17 protein-coding genes, 1 tRNA gene and 1 pseudogene are annotated in these 19,871 nt (G+C 67.1%); 2 read left to right on the forward strand and 17 right to left on the reverse strand.

Features of this window, described 5'->3' with window-relative positions; all coding sequences use genetic code 11:
• Nucleotides 1–36 precede the first annotated feature (36 nt).
• The 8 genes and pseudogenes from polA to NCO8_RS29155 form a co-directional block, all read right to left on the reverse strand.
• Nucleotides 37–2,769, reverse strand: coding sequence for a DNA polymerase I (polA, locus tag NCO8_RS29125; RefSeq protein WP_245655545.1), 2,733 nt, complete (start codon nt 2,767–2,769; stop codon nt 37–39).
• A gap of 110 nt (nt 2,770–2,879) precedes the next feature.
• On the reverse strand, nt 2,880–3,575 hold the full coding sequence (locus NCO8_RS32675; protein WP_245655548.1) for an ABC transporter ATP-binding protein: 696 nt from the start codon (nt 3,573–3,575) through the stop codon (nt 2,880–2,882).
• Nucleotides 3,576–3,725: 150 nt separating this feature from the next.
• Nucleotides 3,726–4,676 (reverse strand): annotated as a pseudogene (locus NCO8_RS32680) (ABC transporter ATP-binding protein); the annotation flags it as partial.
• On the reverse strand, nt 4,673–6,082 hold the full coding sequence (locus NCO8_RS29135) for a branched-chain amino acid ABC transporter permease (RefSeq protein WP_067644673.1): 1,410 nt from the start codon (nt 6,080–6,082) through the stop codon (nt 4,673–4,675). The gene NCO8_RS29135 and the pseudogene NCO8_RS32680, both read right to left, overlap by 4 nt.
• Nucleotides 6,079–7,116, reverse strand: a complete 1,038-nt coding sequence (locus tag NCO8_RS29140) for a branched-chain amino acid ABC transporter permease (protein WP_067644676.1) — start codon at nt 7,114–7,116, stop codon at nt 6,079–6,081. The genes NCO8_RS29135 and NCO8_RS29140 overlap by 4 nt, the downstream gene beginning before the upstream one ends.
• A 72-nt stretch (nt 7,117–7,188) precedes the next feature.
• Nucleotides 7,189–8,346 carry a branched-chain amino acid ABC transporter substrate-binding protein gene (locus tag NCO8_RS29145; RefSeq protein WP_084457571.1) on the reverse strand — a complete coding sequence of 386 codons (1,158 nt, stop codon included), beginning with the start codon at nt 8,344–8,346 and terminating at the stop codon, nt 7,189–7,191.
• 275 nt (nt 8,347–8,621) lie between these two features.
• The gene (locus NCO8_RS29150) at nt 8,622–9,239 is read right to left on the reverse strand and encodes an ANTAR domain-containing response regulator (protein ID WP_067498083.1); all 618 of its coding nucleotides are present in this window, start codon (nt 9,237–9,239) and stop codon (nt 8,622–8,624) included.
• A 166-nt stretch (nt 9,240–9,405) separates the two neighbouring features.
• Nucleotides 9,406–9,492: transfer RNA gene (locus NCO8_RS29155), tRNA-Leu, on the reverse strand.
• A 334-nt stretch (nt 9,493–9,826) separates the two neighbouring features.
• Between NCO8_RS29155 and NCO8_RS29160 the strand changes: the two genes are divergently transcribed.
• Complete coding sequence (locus NCO8_RS29160; RefSeq protein WP_067498086.1) at nt 9,827–10,444, forward strand: arsenate reductase/protein-tyrosine-phosphatase family protein; 618 nt, start codon at nt 9,827–9,829, stop codon at nt 10,442–10,444.
• Between the two features lie 89 nt (nt 10,445–10,533).
• Nucleotides 10,534–10,938 carry a hypothetical protein gene (locus NCO8_RS29165; protein WP_067644678.1) on the forward strand — a complete coding sequence of 135 codons (405 nt, stop codon included), beginning with the start codon at nt 10,534–10,536 and terminating at the stop codon, nt 10,936–10,938.
• Between the two features lie 10 nt (nt 10,939–10,948).
• Here the strand turns inward: NCO8_RS29165 and NCO8_RS29170 are convergent, their stop codons facing one another.
• The 9 genes from NCO8_RS29170 to trpC all read right to left on the reverse strand — a co-directional run bounded on the left by NCO8_RS29170 (nt 10,949) and on the right by trpC (nt 19,756).
• Nucleotides 10,949–11,830 (reverse strand): acyl-CoA thioesterase, encoded by an 882-nt coding sequence (locus tag NCO8_RS29170; protein WP_067644681.1) that lies wholly within the window; start codon nt 11,828–11,830, stop codon nt 10,949–10,951.
• Nucleotides 11,831–11,853: 23 nt separating this feature from the next.
• A complete protein-coding gene (gene pyk / locus NCO8_RS29175) occupies nt 11,854–13,272 on the reverse strand; it encodes a pyruvate kinase (protein WP_157105160.1) in 1,419 nt (472 codons plus the stop codon).
• A gap of 90 nt (nt 13,273–13,362) precedes the next feature.
• Nucleotides 13,363–14,034 (reverse strand): amino acid ABC transporter permease, encoded by a 672-nt coding sequence (locus NCO8_RS32685; RefSeq protein WP_067644687.1) that lies wholly within the window; start codon nt 14,032–14,034, stop codon nt 13,363–13,365.
• Nucleotides 14,035–14,037: 3 nt separating this feature from the next.
• The gene (locus NCO8_RS32690) at nt 14,038–14,796 is read right to left on the reverse strand and encodes an amino acid ABC transporter substrate-binding protein (protein WP_210740876.1); all 759 of its coding nucleotides are present in this window, start codon (nt 14,794–14,796) and stop codon (nt 14,038–14,040) included.
• A 159-nt stretch (nt 14,797–14,955) separates the two neighbouring features.
• Nucleotides 14,956–15,477 carry a TM2 domain-containing protein gene (locus NCO8_RS29190; RefSeq protein ID WP_067498102.1) on the reverse strand — a complete coding sequence of 174 codons (522 nt, stop codon included), beginning with the start codon at nt 15,475–15,477 and terminating at the stop codon, nt 14,956–14,958.
• A 226-nt stretch (nt 15,478–15,703) separates the two neighbouring features.
• Nucleotides 15,704–16,807: a prolipoprotein diacylglyceryl transferase gene (gene lgt / locus NCO8_RS29195; RefSeq protein WP_067644690.1), complete on the reverse strand. Its 1,104-nt coding sequence runs from the start codon at nt 16,805–16,807 to the stop codon at nt 15,704–15,706.
• 74 nt (nt 16,808–16,881) lie between these two features.
• A complete protein-coding gene (gene trpA / locus NCO8_RS29200; protein WP_067644693.1) occupies nt 16,882–17,682 on the reverse strand; it encodes a tryptophan synthase subunit alpha in 801 nt (266 codons plus the stop codon).
• On the reverse strand, nt 17,679–18,938 hold the full coding sequence (trpB, locus tag NCO8_RS29205) for a tryptophan synthase subunit beta (protein ID WP_067644857.1): 1,260 nt from the start codon (nt 18,936–18,938) through the stop codon (nt 17,679–17,681). The genes trpA and trpB overlap by 4 nt, the downstream gene beginning before the upstream one ends.
• Nucleotides 18,935–19,756, reverse strand: a complete 822-nt coding sequence (gene trpC, locus NCO8_RS29210) for an indole-3-glycerol phosphate synthase TrpC (protein ID WP_067498128.1) — start codon at nt 19,754–19,756, stop codon at nt 18,935–18,937. Before trpC ends, trpB begins: the two co-directional genes overlap by 4 nt.
• Nucleotides 19,757–19,871: the final 115 nt, after the last annotated feature.

Consider the following 19,871-nt stretch of genomic DNA (forward strand, 5'->3'; position numbering starts at 1 on the left):
GTCTTGGACAAACGCGCCAGGTCGCGGCCGGTGAACTCAGTGTGCGGCGGCGTCCCAGCTGCGCCCGGTGCCCACCGAGACGGTGAGCGGGACAGACAGCTCGATCGCGTTCGACATCTGTTCGCGCGCAAGGGCTTCCAGTGCCTCACGTTCACCCTCGGCCACCTCGAACACGAGTTCGTCGTGGATCTGCAGCAGCATGCGCGAGCGCAGACCCGCCTCGCGGATCGCGGTATGGACGTTGATCATGGCGACCTTGATGATGTCGGCGGCCGTGCCCTGGATCGGCGCGTTGAGCGCCATCCGCTCGGCCGCCTCGCGGCGCTGGCGGTTGCTCGAGTCCAGATCGGGCAGGTAGCGGCGACGACCGAACAGGGTCTGGGTGTAGCCGACCTTGCGGGCCGCCTCGACGACCTCCGAGAGGTAGTCGCGGATGCCGCCGAAGCGGTCGAAGTAGACCTCCATCTGGTCCTTCGCCTCGGCGGTGCTGATCTTGAGCTGGGCGCTGAGGCCGTAGGAGCTCAGACCGTAGGCGAGGCCGTAGGACATCGCCTTGATGCGGCGGCGCATCTCCGGCGTGACCTCCGACAGCGGGATGTCGAACGCCTTGGACGCGACGAAGGTGTGCAGGTCCTCCCCCGAATTGAACGCCTCGATCAGGCCCGCGTCGCCCGACAGGTGCGCCATGATGCGCATCTCGATCTGGCTGTAGTCGGCGGTCATCAGCTCCGAGTAGCCGGGACCGACCACGAAGGTGTCGCGGATCATGCGGCCGGTGTCGGTGCGGATCGGGATGTTCTGCAGGTTCGGTTCGGTCGAGGACAGGCGACCGGTGGCGGCGATGGTCTGGTTGAACGTGGTGTGCACGCGACCGTCGTCGGCGACCGACTTGAGCAGGCCGTCGACGGTCACCTTGAGCCGGGTCGCGTCGCGGTGGGCGAGCAGGTGTTCGAGGAAGGCGTGGCCGGTCTTCTCGAACAGCGATTCCAGCGCATCGGCGTCGGTGGTGTAACCGGTCTTGGTTCGCTTGGTCTTCGGCATGTCGAGTTCGTCGAACAGCACCACCTGCAGCTGCTTGGGCGAACCGAGATTGATCTGCTTGCCGATCACGTCGTAGGCGGCGTTGGCGGCCTCGCTGACACGGTCGGCGAACTGCTGCTGCAGATTCTCGAGCTGGGTGACGTCGACGGCGATACCCGCCTGCTCCAGCTCGCCGAGCACGCCGAGCAGCGGCAGCTCCATCTCCTCGAGCAGGGCGGTGGATTCGATCTTGGCCAGTTCCTCGTCCAGGGCCTCGGCCAGGTCGGCGACGGCGCGGGCACGCAGCATCTCCTCGCGCGCGATGCCCTCGGCGACGCTGTCCTCGTCGTCGAGCAGCGACAGCTGGGTCTGCTCGCTGGTCTCGGCGCGCAGTTCGCGCTTGAGATAGCGCAGCGACAGGTCGTCGAGGTTGAAGCTGCGCTGGCCCGGACGGACCAGGTAGGCGGCCAGCGCGGTATCGGTGGTGAGCCCGGCCAGGGTGAAACCGCGCCCGCGCAGGGCGTGGCCTGCCGACTTCGCCTCGTGCAGCGCCTTGGACACCGCCGGGTCGGCGAGCCAGGCCGCCAGCGCCGTCTCGTCCTCGGGCGTGAGCACGGTCAGGTCGATGTAGCCGCCCTCGCCGTCGGCCGCGGCGATAGCGAGCGCCCGGGCCTCACCGTGCACCGGCGTACCCGTGCCGACGATCGAAAGCCCGTGGCGCGCACCCGCTTTCGCATGCTCTGCCAGCCAGTCCGCGACCGCGCCCTGGTCGAGTGCGCCGCCGCTGATCTCGAAACCCGACTCGGCTTCGGGCTCGGGCGAACCGAGGGTGTCGAACAGCCGGTCGCGCAGCACCCGGAATTCCAGGTCGTCGAAGAGCTGGTGGATCTTCTCCCGGTCCCAGGGCGCCTTGACGAGCTGGTCGGGGGTGTAGGCCAGCGGTACCTCACGCACCATTTCGGTGAGCTGGCGGTTGAGGACGACACTCGACAGGTTCGCGCGCAGCGCGTCGCCCACCTTGCCCTTCACCTGGTCGACCCGCTCGACGAGCGTGGCGAGGTCGCCGTACTCCCGGATCCACTTGGCCGCCGTCTTCTCCCCTACCCCCGGGATGCCGGGCAGGTTGTCGCTCGGGTCGCCGCGCAGCGCCGCGTAGTCGGGGTACTGCGCCGGGGTGAGCCCGTACTTCGTCTCCACCTCGGCGGGCGTGAACCGCGTGAGATCCGAGACGCCCTTCTTCGGGTAGAGCACCGTGACATCGTCGTTGACCAGCTGGATCGCGTCCCGGTCGCCCGTGACGATCAGCACCCGGTACCCCTGGGCCTGCGCCTGGGTGGTGAGCGTGGCGATCACATCGTCGGCCTCGTACCCGTCGATGGCCATCACCGGGATGCCCATGGCCCCCAGCACGTCTTTGGTGAGTTCGACCTGGCCGCGGAACTCGTCGGGCGTGGCACTGCGATTGGCTTTGTACTCCGGGTACGCCTCGGTCCGGAACGTCTTTCGCGACACATCGAACGCCGCCGCCACATGCGTCGGCTGTTCGTCGCGCAGCAGGTTGATGAGCATCGATGTGAACCCGTACACCGCGTTCGTCGTCTGCCCGGTGACGGTCTTGAAGTTCTCCGCCGGTAGCGCGAAAAACGCACGATAGGCAATCGAATGCCCATCGAGCAGCAGCAGCGTGGGCCGCTCGCCCTCCGCGGCAGTGGTCGTAGTCGATGCCTGAGCAGTCGTCGGTGAACTCACCCGCATGAGTGTAGGGACACCCACCGACACTGCGGCTATTGGTGCGCGGGCGCGCTCCGAAAAAAGGCCGGGCACGCTGTGGCAGCGCGCCCGGCCTCCTCAGTACCCGATCAATCCACGCCAAGGTACGCCGACATCACCGCCGGATCGGTCAGCAGATCGGCGCCTGCACCGGTCTTGGTCACCTCGCCGGTTTCCAGGATGTAGGCCCGGTCGCTGCGCGTCAGCGCCTGCTGGGCGTTCTGCTCGACCAGCAGCACGGTCGTGCCCTGCCGGTTGATCTCGCTGATGATCCGGAAGATCTGCTGGATCACCATCGGCGCAAGACCCATCGACGGCTCGTCGAGCAGCAGCAACTTGGGCCGTGCCATCAGCGCGCGTCCGATGGCCAGCATCTGCTGCTCACCACCGGAGAGCGTGCCGCCCACCTGCTTGCGGCGCTCGGCCAGCCGGGGGAACAGCTCGAACACCCACTCGAGCGTCTTCTGATACTCCGCCTTGTCGTCGAAAGGCCTGCCGTAGCAACCCATATCGAGGTTCTCCAGCACCGTCATGCCGGGGAAGACCCCGCGGCCCTCGGGCGCCTGGATGAGCCCCTCGACCACCCGGTCGTGGGCCTTCATCGTGGTGATGTCCTTGCCCTCGAACAGGATCCGGCCCGAGGTGAGCGGCAGCAGGCCCGACAGCGCCCGCATGGTCGTGGTCTTGCCCGCGCCGTTGGCGCCGAGCAACGTGACCAGCTCGCCCGGCGCGACCGACAGCGAAATACCGTGCAGTGCTTCGATCCGGCCGTAGTGCACCACCATGTCGCGCACTTCGAGCAGCGGTGCCTGTGCGGCGGGCTCGGCGGGTTCGTCCTTCTCCAGCACCGTGGTACTCGCCACGGTCGCCCCCGCCGCCGGAGTCGCGCCCTCCGCCGCGGCGGCATCGGCACCCTCCCGCACCTCGGCCACCGTATCCGCGTCGGGCACACCGAGATACGCCGCGATCACCGCCGGATCCTCGCGCACCTGGGTCGGCAACCCGTCGGCGATCTTACGGCCGAACTCGAGCACCACGATGCGGTCGGTCACGCCCATCACCAGCCGCATGTCGTGCTCGATGAGCAGCACGGTGTACCCGTCGTCGCGGATCTTGCGGATCAGGTCCATCAGCGCCGACTTCTCGCTGGGGTTGAACCCGGCGGCCGGCTCGTCGAGGCACAGCAGTTTCGGCTCGGTGGCCAGCGCTCGCGCGATCTCGAGCCTGCGCTGGTCGCCGTAGGACAGGTTGCGCGCCTTCTCCACCGCGCGCGGTGCGATACCGACGAATTCGAGCAGGGCCATGCCGCGCTCGATGGCGTCGCGTTCCTCGCGCCGATGCTTGGCGGTGCGGAACACCGCGCCGGGCACCGAGGTGGTGTGGCGCGCGTCCGTGCCGACGACGACGTTCTCGAGTGCCGTCATCTCCCCGAACAGCCGCACGTTCTGGAAGGTGCGCGCGATCCCGAGCCGGGTGATCTCGTTGCGCTTGGTCTTGGCCAGCGGTTTGCCGTCGAAGTGCACGCTGCCCGCCGCCGGTTTGTAGACACCGGTGATGGCGTTGAAGCAGGTGGTCTTGCCCGCGCCGTTGGGGCCGATGAGCCCGAGGATCTCGCCGCGGCGGATCTCGAAACTCACCCCGTCCAGAGCCGTCAGACCACCGAACTTCACCGTCAGCCCGTCGGTGCGCAGCAGCGGCTCACCGACGGCGGTCTCGATCGCGCGGTGCGGTGCGACGACGTCGGCCACGGCCTCGGCGTCGCCCAGTTCAGGCATCACCGCCGTCACGTCCACCTCGCCCGCGGGCTCGACCTCCGGTGCCGCTTTGTACCCGGCGGCCATGTCCTCGTTGTCGTACAGCGCGTCGCCCGCGCCCGGCCCGGTCATCGCCTTGCTCCGATCAGTTCGGCCGGCTTGCGCACGGCCTGGTACACCTGTCTGCCGTAGGTGAGCAGTTTCTGCCTGGCGGGGAACAGGCCCTGCGGTCGCAGAATCATCATCACCACCAGCGCGATGCCGAAGTAGAGGTACTTCAGGTCACCGAGAGTTTGCGCGCCACCCGTACGGAACAGCAGCACGCTGCCGAAGAGCAGCAGACCGAGGATCACCGCGACGATCGATGCGGTGATCACCGCACGCCTGGCCCACACTCCCAGTCGGTCGGCGCGCCACCGCCACAACAGCCATAGTCCGACCAGCACTGCGAGGTCGAGCGCGAGCAGCACATACCCCGTCGACTCGTTGGACACCAGCTGTACCGACTGCAACCGCATCGGCAGGTACGCGATGAGGAACGCGCCGACGATCACGCCCAGCTTGTTGCCCGACCCGCCGAGCACGACCGCGCACAGGAACAGCATCGACAGGATGATGTCGAACTGCTTGGGGTTGACGTAGGTGACCTGACCGGCGTACATCGCACCCGACAGACCACCGACCGACGCGCCGATCACGAACGCCCACAGCTTGAACTTGAAGGTCGGCACGCCCATGATCTCGGCGGCGTCCTCGTCCTCCCGGATCGCCACCCAGGAGCGCCCGACGCGGCTGCGCTCGAGGTTGCCGATGATGAGCAACACCCCGATCACCAGCACCATGCCGAGCCAGAACCACCAGGTGCCGTTGCTGGCCCGGGTGAACGGGTTCCAGCTGTCGGGGTTGCCGAGGTTGCCCGGCGAGAAGAAGCCACCGGGGCGGGCCTCTGACTCGCCGACCTCCGGATAGGAGATCTTGGACAGGCCGAGGCTGCCGTTGGTGAGCTCACCGAGGTTGTCGGCCATCAGACGGACGATCTCACCGAAGCCGAGTGTCACGATGGCCAGGTAGTCACCGCGCAGCCGCAGCGTCGGCGTGCCGAGGATCAGGCCTGCCAGCGCGGTGAGCGCCAAGGCGAGCGGCAGGCACGCCACCCACGCCCAGCCGGGTTCGAGCCAGCCGCCGTCGGTCTGGTTCCACGGGCTGTTCGGGCTGGTCAGCAGGCCGACGGTGTAGGCACCGACGGCGTAGAAGCCGACGTAACCGAGGTCGAGCAGACCGGCTTGGCCGACCACCACGTTCAGGCCGATGGCGATCAGCGCGTACATCGCGAACTGCGCCATCACACCGCCGAAACTCACACCGGGGGTGTCGATGAGCGGGGGCGGGAAGAGCGGAAGCAGGGCGAGCGCGGCGATGATCGGGATACCGACCGCCCACTGCCCCGGCCGCGACAACCCGTCCCACCAGCCGCGAATAGCGTCGCCGACGCCACGCTTGTCCTGTTGCGCCACTGCGGTTTTCGTCATGTCGGTCATGCGCGTGCCCTCCCCAGACTCTCGCCGAGGATGCCGGTGGGCCGGAACATCAGCACGGTCACCAGCAGCACGAACGCGACCACGTCACGCCATTCGGTGCCGAACAGGATCTGCCCGTACTGCTCGGCGATCCCGAGGATCAACCCGCCGAGCAGCGCGCCGCGCAGGTTGCCGATGCCACCGAGTACCGCGGCGCTGAAAGCCTTGATACCGAGAATGAATCCGCCGGAGAAGATGATGCCGGTGGGAATGTAGAGCGTGTACAGCATGGCGGCCGCACCTGCCAGCAGACCGCCGATGAGGAAGGTCAGCATGATGACCCGTTCCCGCGAGACGCCCATCAGGGTCGCGGTGTCGGGGTCCTGAGCCACCGCGCGGATGCCACGGCCGAACTTGGTCCGGTTGATGACGACCTCGGTGATGATCGCGAGCACGATCGCCGCCGCGAAGATCACCAGCGCCACATTGGTCACCTGGGCGCCGAGGAAGGTGAACTGCACCTTCGGCTCGACCAGCCGGATGCCGGTCTGCGCGTTGGAACCGCCGAGACCCGGCTTGATCTTGGGCAGGATGTAGTGCACGAATTCCTGGATCACGAACGACATACCGATCGCTGTGATGAGGAAGGCGAGCGGTTTGGCGCCTCGCCTGCGCAGTGGCCGGTAGGCGACACGTTCCAGACCGACGGCGGCGATGCCCGAGACCAGCATGCCGAACAGCATCGCCAGGCCGAGATAGAGGATCGTCAGGACGACACCCTGGGAATACACATTGCCGCTCGGGGCGAAGCCGAGCAGCTCCAGCCCCACGTAGGTACCGAACATGCCGAGCATGAAGATCTCGGAATGGGCGAAGTTGATCAGTCGCAGCACGCCGTAGACCAGCGTATAGCCGACGGCGACCAGCGCGTAGATCGAGCCGTAGGTGAGACCGTCGACCGTCAGCTTCCAGAACTGGTCGATCACCCCGGACACATTGAAATCGATGGACCCCTCGGCCAACAAGGTCACACCGAGCGATGCGGCTGATGTCATGGTTACTCTCGCGTCAGGCGAGCGGTGCGCGTGGCAACAGCTGCCACGCGCACCGCAACACGCTCAGGTGGACTACTTGACCTCGTACATCCAGATCTGGATGTTGGCCAATTCGCCGGTCTCGCTCCACTTGTACTCACGAGCCACACCGGTGCCGGTGTAGTTGCGGACGTAGTCGACCAGCTCGGCGCGGGTCAGCTTGCCCGAGTCGATGCCCTTGAGCAGGATCGTGGTCAGGTCGTAGCCCTCGACGGAGTAGACGCCGGGCGCCTGGCCGTTGAGCGCGGTGTACTCGGCGGCGAACTTCTCCGGCGCCGGGCTGCACGGGCACGAGAGCAGCGCGTCCTTCGACGACGAACCGGCCTGGCGGACGAACTCCGGGTCGTTGCTGCCGTCGGCGGAGACGAACGTCGCGGTCACTCCGCCGGAACGAAGCTGCTGCACGAACGGGGCGCCCTCGGCGTAGTAGCCGGCGTAGAAGATGGCGTCGGGCTTGGCGGCGGCCAGCTTGGAGACGGTCGCCGAGAAGTCCTTGTCGCCTTCCTTGACATTGGCCGCGCACGACGGATCGGCCGCCGCGCCCGCCGCGGTGATGAAGGCCTGCGCGAGACCGGCACCGTAGTCGGTGTTGTCCTGCACGACGCAGATCTTCTTGTAGCCCTTCTCGCCGGTCAGGTACTTCGCCACGGCCGGGCCCTGCGAGTTGTCGTTGCCGAGACCGCGGAAGAAGGTCTTCCAGCCGTTCTGGGTGAGCGTCGGGTTGGTGGCCGAGGCGGTCAGCGTCGGCATGCCCGCCTCGCTGAGGATCTGGCCGGTCGCCTTGGTCTCACCGGAGAAGGTCGGGCCGATCAGGCCGACGATGCTCGGGTCGGCGACGATCGTCGGGATCACCTGGCTGGCCAGCTGCGGCTTGCCCTCGGTGTCGAACTGCTTGACCGAGACCTGGCAGTCCGGGTTCGCCTTGTTGTGTTTGTCGAGCGCGAGCTTGACGCCGTTGATGATGTTGATGCCGAGCGCGGCGTTGCCGCCGGTCAGCGGGCCCGCCATCGCGATGGTCTGCGGCGCGCACTTGGCCTTGCCGTCACCGGCCGGGTCGGCGGCGGTGCCCGCGTCTACCTGGGCGACGGCCTTACCCTCGGTATCGAGCTGCACGACGGGCTGGATGGAGAGGTCGGTGTTGCCGCCACCGCCGCCGTCGGACGACTTGTCACTACATCCGGACAACACCAACGACGCGGCAGCTCCGATTACCAGAACTCCTCGCGTCGAACGACTGCGCCATGTCGAACTGAGCACGTCTCACCTCTATGTCCTGTGCACCCCGGGGTCACCGAGGGGGCCGACCCACGTTCGACCCGGACAGAACATATCGCCGGTTTGTTAGACGCGCATCACATTCGCATCATGTCGGATGCTTCTTGTGCCGTCGTAGTTCACGTTATTGTTTCGCTTACGTAAAGTTTTTCCGTTTTCCCGGGCGCGCACCGGAGCTTTACGGTTCAGCGTCACTGCGGGGTGAGGTTCTCCAGCACGACTTCGGCCACCGCCTTCATGGTGGTGCGCCGATCCATCGCCGTGCGCTGAATCCATTTGAACGCCTGGGGTTCGGTCAAACCCTGGGTCTGCATGAGCACACCCTTGGCGCGCTCGACCAGTTTGCGGGTCTCGAGCCGATCGGACAGATTCGCGACTTCTGTTTCCAGCGCGGAGATTTCGTGAAAGCGGCTGGCCGCGAGTTCGATCGCGGGCACCAGATCCGACTTGGTGAACGGCTTCACCAGATACGCCATCGCGCCGGCGTCACGCGCCCGCTCGACCAGGTCGCGCTGACTGAACGCGGTCAGGATCACCACGGGCGCAACACGTTTCGTCGCGATCTCGGCGGCGGCATCGATGCCGTCGCGGCGCGGCATCTTCACGTCCATGATCACCAGATCGGGGCGCAGCTGCTCGGCCAGCTCGACGGCCTGCTGACCGTCACCGGCCTCGCCGACGACGTCGTAGCCCTCTTCTTTGAGCATTTCCACGAGGTCCATGCGGATGAGGGCCTCGTCCTCGGCCACGACAACGCGCTTGGCCACCACGTCACCCGCGGCGCCAGCGCCTGCTGCATTCGTGCTCATAGGTTCGACCCCTCTGGATTCCGACTGCCGATGTCGAGAGTACCTATCGCGTCCACTTCCGAATGCGTGGAGCTGCCGGAACCGCGGGTGACACGTGTGCGAGGTCATCGCGTGCCCCGCGACAGATACTCCCCCGCGGAGCGCGGCCGATGCCGCGCTTCCGCCGTGGTGCCGAGTGTGGGACTCGAACCCACACGTCCTTTCGGACAACGGTTTTTGAGACCGTCGCGTCTGCCAGTTCCGCCAACCCGGCGCACCGCGGTCACTATAGCGTCCCGGCACGCCCGGAAGCGAACCGGGCCTCGCCCCCGGGCGGCCCCCGGCCCGCCGCGCGGGTTCGCGGCAATGACCGGCCGATCGGAATTTATTTCCGAATCGAATTATCACGGTCCGGAACCAGTGATGATCGACACATCTGGAACGAAGGTTTACCACCCCGATCACACGGGTATCACGGTCACACACAACGGATTTCGCGTCGCAATGAATGTACGGAATTCAACCGAAAGGTGAATAAATAGCAGCACGCTTGTGATGGTTACAATTCTGGCCTACTGCACGACAATGACCGGGATTACGGTATCGGTATGCACGTGCTGTTCGTCTGCAACTCCAATGTCTGCCGCTCGGTGATCGCCGAACGGCTCACCCGGGCATTCGCGGCGCACAACGGACTGCCAGGCCTCACCGCCGAAAGCGCGGGAACCCGTGCCCTCGTCGGTTTTCCGGCCGAACCGCTCGCGGCGGAGACGATCGCCGGGCTCGGTGGCGACACCACCGGATTCAAGGCCCGCAAACTCAAGCCCGAAATGGTCGATCGCGCCGATCTGGTGCTCACCATGACCGAGGCATTACGCGACCAGGTGGCCGAACTGGCCTTCGGCGCCGCACCGCGCACGTTCACCCTCATCGAGGCGCACCGTATCGCCAAGGTCACCGGCGCGAAATCCATTGCCGCACTGCACCGCGCCCGCAACGACCTCGCCTATGTGGGCCGGGAGAACATCGCGGACCCGATCGGATTGTCCGCCGAGGCCTTCGTCGAGGTCGGCGACCGCATCGCCGAGGTACTCTTCCCCCTGCTGAGCGCACTCGCACCGCACGAGCAGACCAAACTCAGCGAGGACGAACGACCGGGACTGGTGATCGAGCCCGGTGGTGCACGCCCGCTCGCGGCCTTCCTCGCCGCGCAACGCAGGAGATGAAGGTCTGTTCGCGAGAGCGGACACCGATTACACTTCGGCGCGGACGTGGAAGTTTCCCATGCTGGTTCGACACACGACAGGACTCGGACATGCCGAAACGCATTTCGGATGTTTCTCTCCATGTGTATGTGACCCCGGACGTCCTCGACCGCATCGTCGCCGATATCCGAGGCGTCCTCGCCGACCACATCCAGGACCGCGACGTCTTCGCCTGGCGCTTCACCCTCCCGGTCGACGCCACCGACACCGTCCACCAGGACCTCGAAAACCAATGGCGCGCAAGCCATCCCGAGCACCAGCCGCAGACCGAGGCGACCTTCGAGATCGCGCTGAGCCTGGTCGGTGAACCCACCGACCTCAGCGACGATGACATGGCCGACCTCGAATCCGGGCTGGCGCTCGCCGTGTACGGCGCGGACCAGACGGTGCCGTTCACACTGCGTGCTCATCAGCGCAGCGACGTCGAGTTCGAACCCGACGTCGAGCGCCTCTGAAATACCTGCCTCAGCGCGCGGGGAAGTGGCGGATGACGCCCTCTTGCACCGTGGTGGCGAGCAATTCGCCACTGCGCGAATAGAACCGGCCCGTCGCCAGCCCACGCGAACCCGCTGCCACCGGCGACTCGGTGGCATACAGCGACCAGTCGTCGAACCGGAACGGGCGATGGAACCAGATCGAATGATTCACCGTCGCCGCGAGAATCCGGTCCAGCCCCCACGACAAACCGTGCGTGGTGATGATCGAATCGAGCACCGTGGTGTCCGACGAATAGCCGAGCGCCGCCACGTGCAGCAGCGGGTCGTCGGGCAGGGAACCGTCGGTGCGCATCCACACCCGGTTGTGGTTGAGCTTGGCGCCGGTGCCCTTGAGAATCCACGCCGGATCGTTGGTGTAGCGCATATCGATCGGGTGCGGGGCGTTGATGAACATCTCGAGCTTGTCCTCGAACCCCGCGAAATGCTCCTCGATCCGTGGTAACGACTCCGGATCGGGCACCACGGGCGCGTCGTGAGCGTGCTCGAGGCCCTTGCCCCAGTCCTGGAACGCGGCCAGCATGACGAACAGCTCCTGGCCGTCCTGGCTGGCGGTCACCGTCCGGTTGGCCAGCGCGCGCCCGTCGCGATGCCGCTGCACGTGGTACTCGATCGGCTTCTTCACGTCGCCGCCGCGCACGAAATGCGCGTTGATCGCGTGCAGCGGGCGATCACCCGCGGTACGGCCCGCGGCGACGATCGCCTGGGAGACGAGCTGACCACCGAAGGTGCGGCTCCACACCTTCTCCGGATGGTTGCCCAGGTAGACGTCTTCGCTGATCTGCTCCAGGTCGAGCAGGTCGAGCAGCACCCGCAGGTCGGATGACGGCTCGCCCGGCCCGATGTCGATCATCTCGTCTACCGAACTACTCACTGCTAATGGTCCTCTTCGCCGATGCGGTGCACGTGGATCAGGTTGGTGGAACCGACGGTACCCGGCGGGGAGCCGGCCACGATGACGACCAGGTCGCCCTTGCGGTAGCGATCCATCGACAGCAACGCCTGATCCACCTGGTGGATCATCGCATCCGTGCTGTCGACCATGGGCACGATGAAGGTTTCGGTGCCCCAGGTGAGCGTCAGCTGACTGCGCACCTCCGGCAGCGGGGTGAACGCGAGCAGCGGCAGCGGGGTGTGCAGGCGGGCGAGGCGGCGCACGGTGTCACCGGACTGGGTGAACGCGACGAGGGCTCGCGCGTTGAGGCGCTCGCCGATGTCGCGCGCGGCGTAGGAGATCACGCCGCGCTTGGTGCGCGGCACGTGGGTCAGCGGTGGCACCCGCGACGTCTCGGACTCCACGGCGGTGACGATGCGGGCCATGGTGCGTACCGCGTCGATCGGCCAGGCGCCGACCGAGGTCTCCCCCGACAGCATCACCGCGTCGGCACCGTCGAGCACCGCGTTCGCGACGTCGGAGGCCTCCGCGCGGGTGGGGCGGGAGTTCTCGATCATCGATTCGAGCATCTGGGTGGCGACGATGACCGGCTTGGCGTTCTCGCGGGCCATCTGGATCGCGCGCTTCTGCACCAGCGGCACCTGCTCGAGCGGCAACTCGACACCGAGGTCGCCACGCGCGACCATCACCGCGTCGAAGGCGAGCACGATGGCCTCGAGGTTCTCGATCGCCTCCGGCTTCTCCAGCTTGGCGATCACCGGCACCCGGCGCCCGACCCGGTCCATGATCTCGTGCACGAGTTCGATATCGGACGGCGAGCGCACGAACGACAGCGCGATGAAGTCGACGCCGAGCTTCAGCGCGAACTCGAGGTCCTCGATGTCCTTGCCGGACAGGGCGGGCACCGACACGTTCATGCCGGGTAGCGAAAGCCCCTTGTTGTTGCTCACCGGGCCGCCCTCGGTGACCCGGCAGACGACATCGTTGCCCTCGATGGCCTCGACCGTCAGACCGACCTTGCCGTCGTCCACCAGCAGGCGGTCACCAGCCTTGGCGTCCTGAGCGAGTTCCTTGTAGGTGGTGGAGACGCGGTCGTGGGAGCCGTCGACATCGTCGACGGTCACGCGCACCTGCTCACCGGTCGCCCAGTGGGTCTTGCCCTCGGTGAAGCGGCCGAGGCGGATCTTGGGGCCCTGCAGATCGGCGAGGATGCCGACCGCGCGACCGGTCTCGTCGGAGGCCGCACGGACCATCTTGTAGTTGTCGGCGTGGTCGGCGTGCTCGCCGTGGCTGAAGTTCAGCCGGGCTACATCCATGCCGCTTTCGACGAGCTCACGAATTCGGTCCTGGGAGGCAGTGGCCGGCCCGAGGGTGCACACAATCTTCGTTCGTCGCATCACGCCCCTAGCCTAGTACTCGGGGAGCGCCCAGTCTTTTCGCCTGCCGCGACGCACCCCGAGTTCCCTTCGTGTTCACCGAAAGAGCTCTGGCTACCGAACAGCGACGTGGCGCGAGAGCCGGGTTTCCAGGCGGGTCTGGGCGAAGCCGAGGACCAGGCAGATGGCCCAGTAGTAGAGGGCCGCGACGCCGTAGAGGGCGAAGAAGTCGAAGGTGGGGGCGGCGGCGAGCTGGGCGGTGCGCAGCAGTTCGGTGACCAGGATGGTCGAGGCCAGTGAGGTGTCCTTCACCAGCGAGATCAGGGTGTTGGACAGCGGGGGAACCGCGATCCGGGCGGCCTGCGGGAACACGACGTACCACAGTGTTTGCACATACGTCATGCCCAGCGATTCGGACGCCTCCCACTGACCGTGGGCCACGCTCATGATCGAGGAGCGAACCACCTCGGCGGCGTAACCGCCCACATTCAGGCTGAACGCGATCACCGCCGCCGGGAACGGATCGATGACGACGCCGAACTGTGGCAGCGCGTAGAACACGATGAACAGCTGAACCAGCAGCGGGGTGCCGCGAATGATCGAGATGTAGAAGCGGGCGGGCCACGACAGCACCCGCCGCGCCGACATCCTGGCCAGCGCGACACCCACCGCGATGGCCAGACCGATGACGAAGCTGATCGCGGTGAGCGGCAACGTCATCGTGACCGTTGCCTCGAGCATCGGCCACAGGTTGCGCCGGATCAGCTCCCAGGTCGCCTGATCCATCCGCTACTTGCTGACGTCGGTGCCGAAGTACTTGTCCGACAGGCGGGCCAGGGTGCCGTCGGCGGCCAGCTCGGCGAGCGCCCGGTCGACATCGGCGACCAGCGCGGCGTCGTCCTTGCGGCCGGCGAAGGCCTGCTTGCTGACCTCGCCGGTCTTGGCGGCGATCTTGATACCGGTGTCAGCGGTCTTCTTGGTGTACTCGCCCACTGCGAGCGTGTCGTTGACGGTGGCGTCGACGCGACCCGCCTTCAGCAGCTGCACCGCCTGCACGAAGCCCTCGACTGCCTCGACCTTCGCGCCAGCGTCCTTGGCGACCTGGCTCCAGTTGCTGGTGGCCGACTGCGCGGTGGTCTTGCCCGCGAGCGAGGCCAGGCCGGTGATGTCGGTGTTGTCGGCGCGCGTGACGATCACGCCCTCGGAGGTGGTGTACGGCTGCGACAGCGAGTACTTCGCGGTGCGCTCGGGGTTGATCGTCACCTGGTTGGCGACCAGGTCGAAGCGCTTGGATTCCAGTCCGGCGAAGATCGAGTCCCACGGTGTCTGCACGAATTCGACGCGCTTGCCGAGTTTCTCGCCGACCACGCGGGCGACCTCGACGTCGTATCCGGTGAGCTCGCCGTTCTCCTGGTAGCTGAACGGCGCGTAGGTGCCCTCGGTGCCCACCTTCAGCACATTCGGGTCGGACGCGGACGAGCAGGCCGACAGACCCGTCGCCGCGACGACGGCGAGTACGACGGCGGCAAGAACTTTGCGCACGGACATCCCTTTCTCCGCTGCGCGCCGGAACACGCGCAGGCCAAGCGACGCTACGGCGCCGCGCACGACCGACACAGAGTATCGCTCATCGCGATCGGAATGGGGGCGGGGAAACACGACGGGTGCCCTGCCGAGGCAGGACACCCGTCGGCGGCGCGTGCCGGATCAGTCGCGCAGCGGGCGGCCCTGCGCGTCGGGCACCTTGCCGGTGAGCATCATGATGCCGTCGATCAGCGGCCAGATGGCGCCGAGACCACAGGTCAGCCAGACCACGGCGATCTGGGCGATGCCGAGACCGGTGTAGCCGAGGTAGAAGCGGCCCACACCGAAGCTGCCGAGGAAGATCTCGAGCAGACCGGCCATCAGCTTCTGCTTGTCCGAGAACGGAACCCCGTACATGTCCCGGCCGTAGGGGGCCTCCGGGTCGGCCGGGTTGTACCCCTGCGGCATGCCGTACGGCTGCGGCTGGCCGTAGCCCGGCTGCTGCTGGGCGTACGGGTCGGCGGGCTGACCGTACTGCGGCTGCGGCGCGCCGTACTGCGGCTGACCGTAACCGGGCTGCTGGGCGTACGGGTCCGACGGCTGCTGGCCGTAGGCCGGCTGACCGTACTGCTGGTGTGCGCCCGAATCGGGCTGCTTGCTCAGGTCAGGGCCGTATTGCGGATTGGGGTTGTAGGGGTCGGTCACTCATGTCCTCCATCATTCGTGCGGGTACCCGTCGTGGCCCCCGGCCATATGGTGATCGGCCGAACGGCGGTGCGCCCGCGACGATCACGGTCATTGTGGCCGGTACCACCGGCCGTTGTCTTCTCGGGTGCCTCGTCGTCACGAGCACGCAGCACTCACGGGAATATCGCGACGGGTGTTCGTCGTGTTGACGAACACCCGTCGATCAGTTCGGTTTCTCGAGAGATCAGGCCTTCTTCGCGTCCGATTTCGTCGGCTCGCCTACCTCGTCGGCCTCGGTGGTGGACTCTTTCTCGGTGGCAGCAGCGTTCTCGGCCGGTTCGGTGGTGGTAACGGCCGAATCATTCTGCTCCGCTGCGGAATCCGCCTTCTTCGCGAGGTCGACCTGTCCGCCGTCGGCGTTCTCGGCCGCACCGAGCGCGCGCAGTTTCGACAGCTGCCACGGCCACGGGCGCGGCGCCGCGCCGGGCTGCAGCAGGGCCGGGTCCTCGCGGCCCTTGGTCGCCAGCGCGAAGTAGGCCATGGCGCCGAGGAAGACGAGCGCGGAGGTGAAGGAGTTGACCCGGATGCCGAGCACGTGGGTCGCCTCGTCGCTGCGCATCAGCTCGACGAAGAACCGGCCGAAGCTGTATCCGGCGACGTAGAGCGCGAACAGACGGCCGTGCCCGATCCGGTAGCGCTTGTCGATCTGCACGAGCAGCACGACGACGAGCAGGTTCCAGACCATCTCGTAGAGGAACGTCGGGTGGACCACCTCGAGCACCTGCCCGGTGGACACCCCGTTCATCATGTCGCGCGCGCCGGTCTCGGTGTCGTAGCGGGCGTAGATCTCGAGACCCCACGGCACCTCGGTGGTGCGGCCGTAGAGTTCCTGGTTGAAGTAGTTGCCGAGCCGGCCGATGGCCTGGGCGAGCAGCACGGCCGGGGCGATGGCATCGCCGAGCGCAGGCAGCGGGATCTTGTAGATGCGGCAGGCGATCCAGGCGCCGATGCCACCGAAGAACACCGCACCCCAGATGCCGAGCCCGCCCTGCCAGATATAGAGCGCCTCGACGGGGTTCTTGTCCGGCCCGAAGTATTTGTGCCAGTCGGTGGCCACGTGGTAGATCCGCCCGCCGACCAGTCCGAACGGCACCGCGAACATGGCCACATCGAGCACCGCCCCGGCCTGCCCACCACGCTGCTGCCACCGGCGTTCACCCCACCAGATGGCGACGATGATGCCGAGGATGATGCACAGCGCGTACGCCCGCAACGGAAAGGGCCCGAGCTGCCAGACACCCTGCGGCGGACTCGGGATATAGGCCAGGACTGAGTTCACGGCCACCACGTTAGTGGAGAGGGAGGATTCGGGTCAGCCCGTCCCCTGGCGAGTGACCCGTGTCCCGGTGAAACCTGCTTCGGCTACGAGCGCACCGTTGCGGCGCGGACGCCTTCGGCGAGCTCGGAGGTCAGTGCGCGCACCGCGTCCAGGCCCTCGGCGGCGGCCGAGACCAACGCCGAACCGACGATGACGCCGTCGGCGTAGGCGGCGATTTCGGCGGCCTGGGCGCCCGAGCGGACGCCGAGGCCGACGCCGATCGGGATGTCGGAGTGGGCGCGGATGCGGGAGCACAGGGCGGGGGCGGCCGAGGAGACTGCGTCGCGGGCGCCGGTCACGCCCATGGTGGAGGCGGCGTAGATGAATCCGCGCGAGGCTTCCAGGGTCTTGACGAGGCGTTCCTCGGTGGAGGACGGGGCGACGAGGAAGATGCGGTCCAGATTGTGGGTGGACGACGCGACGAACCAGTCGTCGGCTTCCTCGGGGATCAGATTCGGCGTGATGATCCCCGCACCGCCCGCGGCGGCCAGGTCACGGGCGAAGTTGTCCACGCCGTACTTGAGCACCGGGTTCCAGTAGCTCATCACCACGGCCTGACCGCCGGCGTCGGTGATCGCTTCCACCACGGAGAACACGTCGCGCACGCGCACACCGCTGCGCAGCGCCTGCTCGGCGGCGTGCTGGATGACCGGGCCGTCCATCACCGGGTCGGAGTAGGCGACGCCGACTTCCACGATGTCGCAACCGGATTCGACCATCGCCCGGACCACGTCGATGGAACCGGCCAGATCGGGATAGCCCGCGGGCAGGTACCCGATCAGAGCGGCCCGGCCCTCACTCCGTGCGGCCGCGAAGGTGTTGGCCAGACGGGACTGCTGACTCACTGCTTGTTCTCCTCGGCGGAGTCGTCGAACAGACCGAACCAGCGGCCCGCGGTGTCCATGTCCTTGTCGCCACGACCGGACAGGTTGACCAGGATGATGGCGCCCTCGCCGAGTTCCTTGCCGAGCTTCAGCGCACCGGCCACGGCATGGGCGGACTCGATCGCCGGGATGATGCCCTCCGAACGGGAGAGCAGCAGCAGCGCGTCCATCGCCTCGGTGTCGGTGATCGGCGCGTACTCGGCGCGGCCGATGTCCTTGAGGTGGGCGTGCTCGGGACCGACACCCGGGTAGTCCAGGCCGGCCGAGATCGAGTGCGATTCGATGGTCTGGCCGTCCTCGTCCTGCAGCAGGTACGAGTAGGCACCCTGGAACGCACCGGGCGTACCGCCGGTGAAAGTAGCTGCGTGCCTTCCGGTTTCGACGCCGTCGCCAGCCGCTTCGTAACCGACGAGCCGCACGCCCGCGTCGGGGATGAAGGCGTGGAAGATGCCGATGGCGTTGGAGCCGCCACCCACACACGCCACCACGGCGTCGGGCAGGCGACCGGCGCGCTCGAGCATCTGCTCGCGCGCCTCCATGCCGACTACGCGCTGGAAATCACGCACCATGAGCGGGAACGGGTGCGGGCCCGCGGCGGTGCCGAAGCAGTAGTAGGTGTCGTCGGCGTGGGTGACCCAGTCGCGCAGCGCCTCGTTGATGGCGTCCTTGAGGGTCTGCGAACCGCTGGTCACCGAGATCACCTCGGCGCCGAGCAGACGCATCCGGGCCACATTGAGTGCCTGGCGGGCCGTGTCGACCGCGCCCATGTAGATCACGCAGTCCAGGCCGAGCAGCGCGCAGGCGGTGGCGGTGGCGACACCGTGCTGACCGGCACCGGTCTCGGCGATGACGCGGGTCTTGCCCATCCGCTTGGCGAGCAGGGCCTGGCCGAGCACATTGTTGATCTTGTGCGAACCGGTGTGGTTCAGGTCCTCACGCTTGAGGAAAATCCTTGCGCCACCGGCGTGTTCGGCCAGCCGGGTGCATTCGAACACCGGCGAGGGGCGACCGGTGTAGTCGCGCTGCAGCCGGTCGAGCTCGTCGAGGAAGGTGTGATCGGAGCGCACCTTGTCGTATTCGGCGGTGACCTCCTCGATCACGGCCATCAACGCCTCGGGCACGTGCCGTCCGCCGTAGACACCGAAGTGCCCGCCCGCGTCGGGTTCGTAGTCGCTGTGCTGGGCCACCCCCGCACTGGCCTGGGGCAGGGCGCTCATCGGATGCTCCGCCGTGCAGGCTTCGGGCACGAGGGGTGGGCGCCCGCGGTCACCAGATCCGAGACGGCGGCCCGCGGATTTCCGCTGGTCACCAGGCTCTCACCGACGAGCACCGCGTCGGCGCCCGCACCGGCGTAGGCCAGCAGATCGGCGGTGCCGTTGACACCGGATTCGGCCACCCTGATGATCTCCGAGGGCAGGCCGGGCGCGATCCGGGCGAACACGTCTCGGTCGACCTCGAGGGTCTTGAGGTTGCGTGCGTTCACGCCGATCACCGAGGCGCCCGCTTCCAGGGCGCGGTCGGCTTCCTCTTCGGTGTGTACTTCCACGAGAGCGGTCATGCCCAGTGATTCGGTGCGGTCGATCAGCGAGGACAGCACGTCCTGTTCGAGCGCGGCCACGATCAGCAGGATCACGTCGGCACCGTGGGCGCGGGCCTCGTGGATCTGGTACGGGCCGACGACGAAGTCCTTGCGCAGCACGGGGATGTTCACTGCGGCGCGCACGGCGTCCAGATCGTCGAGCGAACCGCCGAAGCGGCGCTGCTCGGTGAGCACGCTGATGATGCGGGCGCCGCCGTCTTCGTAGGCCTTGGCCAGGACGGCCGGGTCGGGAATGTCGGCCAGCGTGCCCTTGGAGGGGCTGGCTCGCTTCACCTCGGCGATGACACCGATCCCGTCCTCGTGCAGCGCGGCGCGCGCGTCCAGCGGCGCCTTCGCGGCGGCCGCGGCAGCTTTGATCGCCTGAAAATCGAGGAGGGCTTCGCGAGCGGCAACATCCGCCCGAACCCCGTCGAGAATCGAGTCGAGTACCGTCATCTGGCTCGAATCCTTTCTGGGGAGACGAACTTCTCACCCGAGAGTCCCCCCGGGCGCTGTCTCACCGATGCCTGACAAGAATAAATGGCCGCCGCGCGTGTCACTGCGGCGGGGG

It is taken from the genome of Nocardia coubleae NBRC 108252, from assembly GCF_001612805.1.
In the GTDB taxonomy this organism is placed as follows: Bacteria; Actinomycetota; Actinomycetes; order Mycobacteriales; family Mycobacteriaceae; genus Nocardia; species Nocardia coubleae.

What these genes read in the sequence shown, in the direction of transcription:
- NCO8_RS32675 (WP_245655548.1), bottom strand. Translation starts at nt 3,575, where the DNA reads ATGGTGGTGCACTACGGCCGGATCGAAGCACTGCACGGTATTTCGCTG.
- NCO8_RS29135 (WP_067644673.1), bottom strand. Translation starts at nt 6,082, where the DNA reads ATGACCGACATGACGAAAACCGCAGTGGCGCAACAGGACAAGCGTGGC.
- NCO8_RS29140 (WP_067644676.1), bottom strand. Translation starts at nt 7,116, where the DNA reads ATGACATCAGCCGCATCGCTCGGTGTGACCTTGTTGGCCGAGGGGTCC.
- NCO8_RS29150 (WP_067498083.1), bottom strand. Translation starts at nt 9,239, where the DNA reads ATGAGCACGAATGCAGCAGGCGCTGGCGCCGCGGGTGACGTGGTGGCC.
- NCO8_RS29160 (WP_067498086.1), top strand. Translation starts at nt 9,827, where the DNA reads ATGCACGTGCTGTTCGTCTGCAACTCCAATGTCTGCCGCTCGGTGATC.
- NCO8_RS29165 (WP_067644678.1), top strand. Translation starts at nt 10,534, where the DNA reads ATGCCGAAACGCATTTCGGATGTTTCTCTCCATGTGTATGTGACCCCG.
- NCO8_RS29170 (WP_067644681.1), bottom strand. Translation starts at nt 11,830, where the DNA reads ATGATCGACATCGGGCCGGGCGAGCCGTCATCCGACCTGCGGGTGCTG.
- NCO8_RS32685 (WP_067644687.1), bottom strand. Translation starts at nt 14,034, where the DNA reads ATGGATCAGGCGACCTGGGAGCTGATCCGGCGCAACCTGTGGCCGATG.
- NCO8_RS32690 (WP_210740876.1), bottom strand. Translation starts at nt 14,796, where the DNA reads ATGTCCGTGCGCAAAGTTCTTGCCGCCGTCGTACTCGCCGTCGTCGCG.
- trpB (WP_067644857.1), bottom strand. Translation starts at nt 18,938, where the DNA reads ATGAGCGCCCTGCCCCAGGCCAGTGCGGGGGTGGCCCAGCACAGCGAC.
- trpC (WP_067498128.1), bottom strand. Translation starts at nt 19,756, where the DNA reads ATGACGGTACTCGACTCGATTCTCGACGGGGTTCGGGCGGATGTTGCC.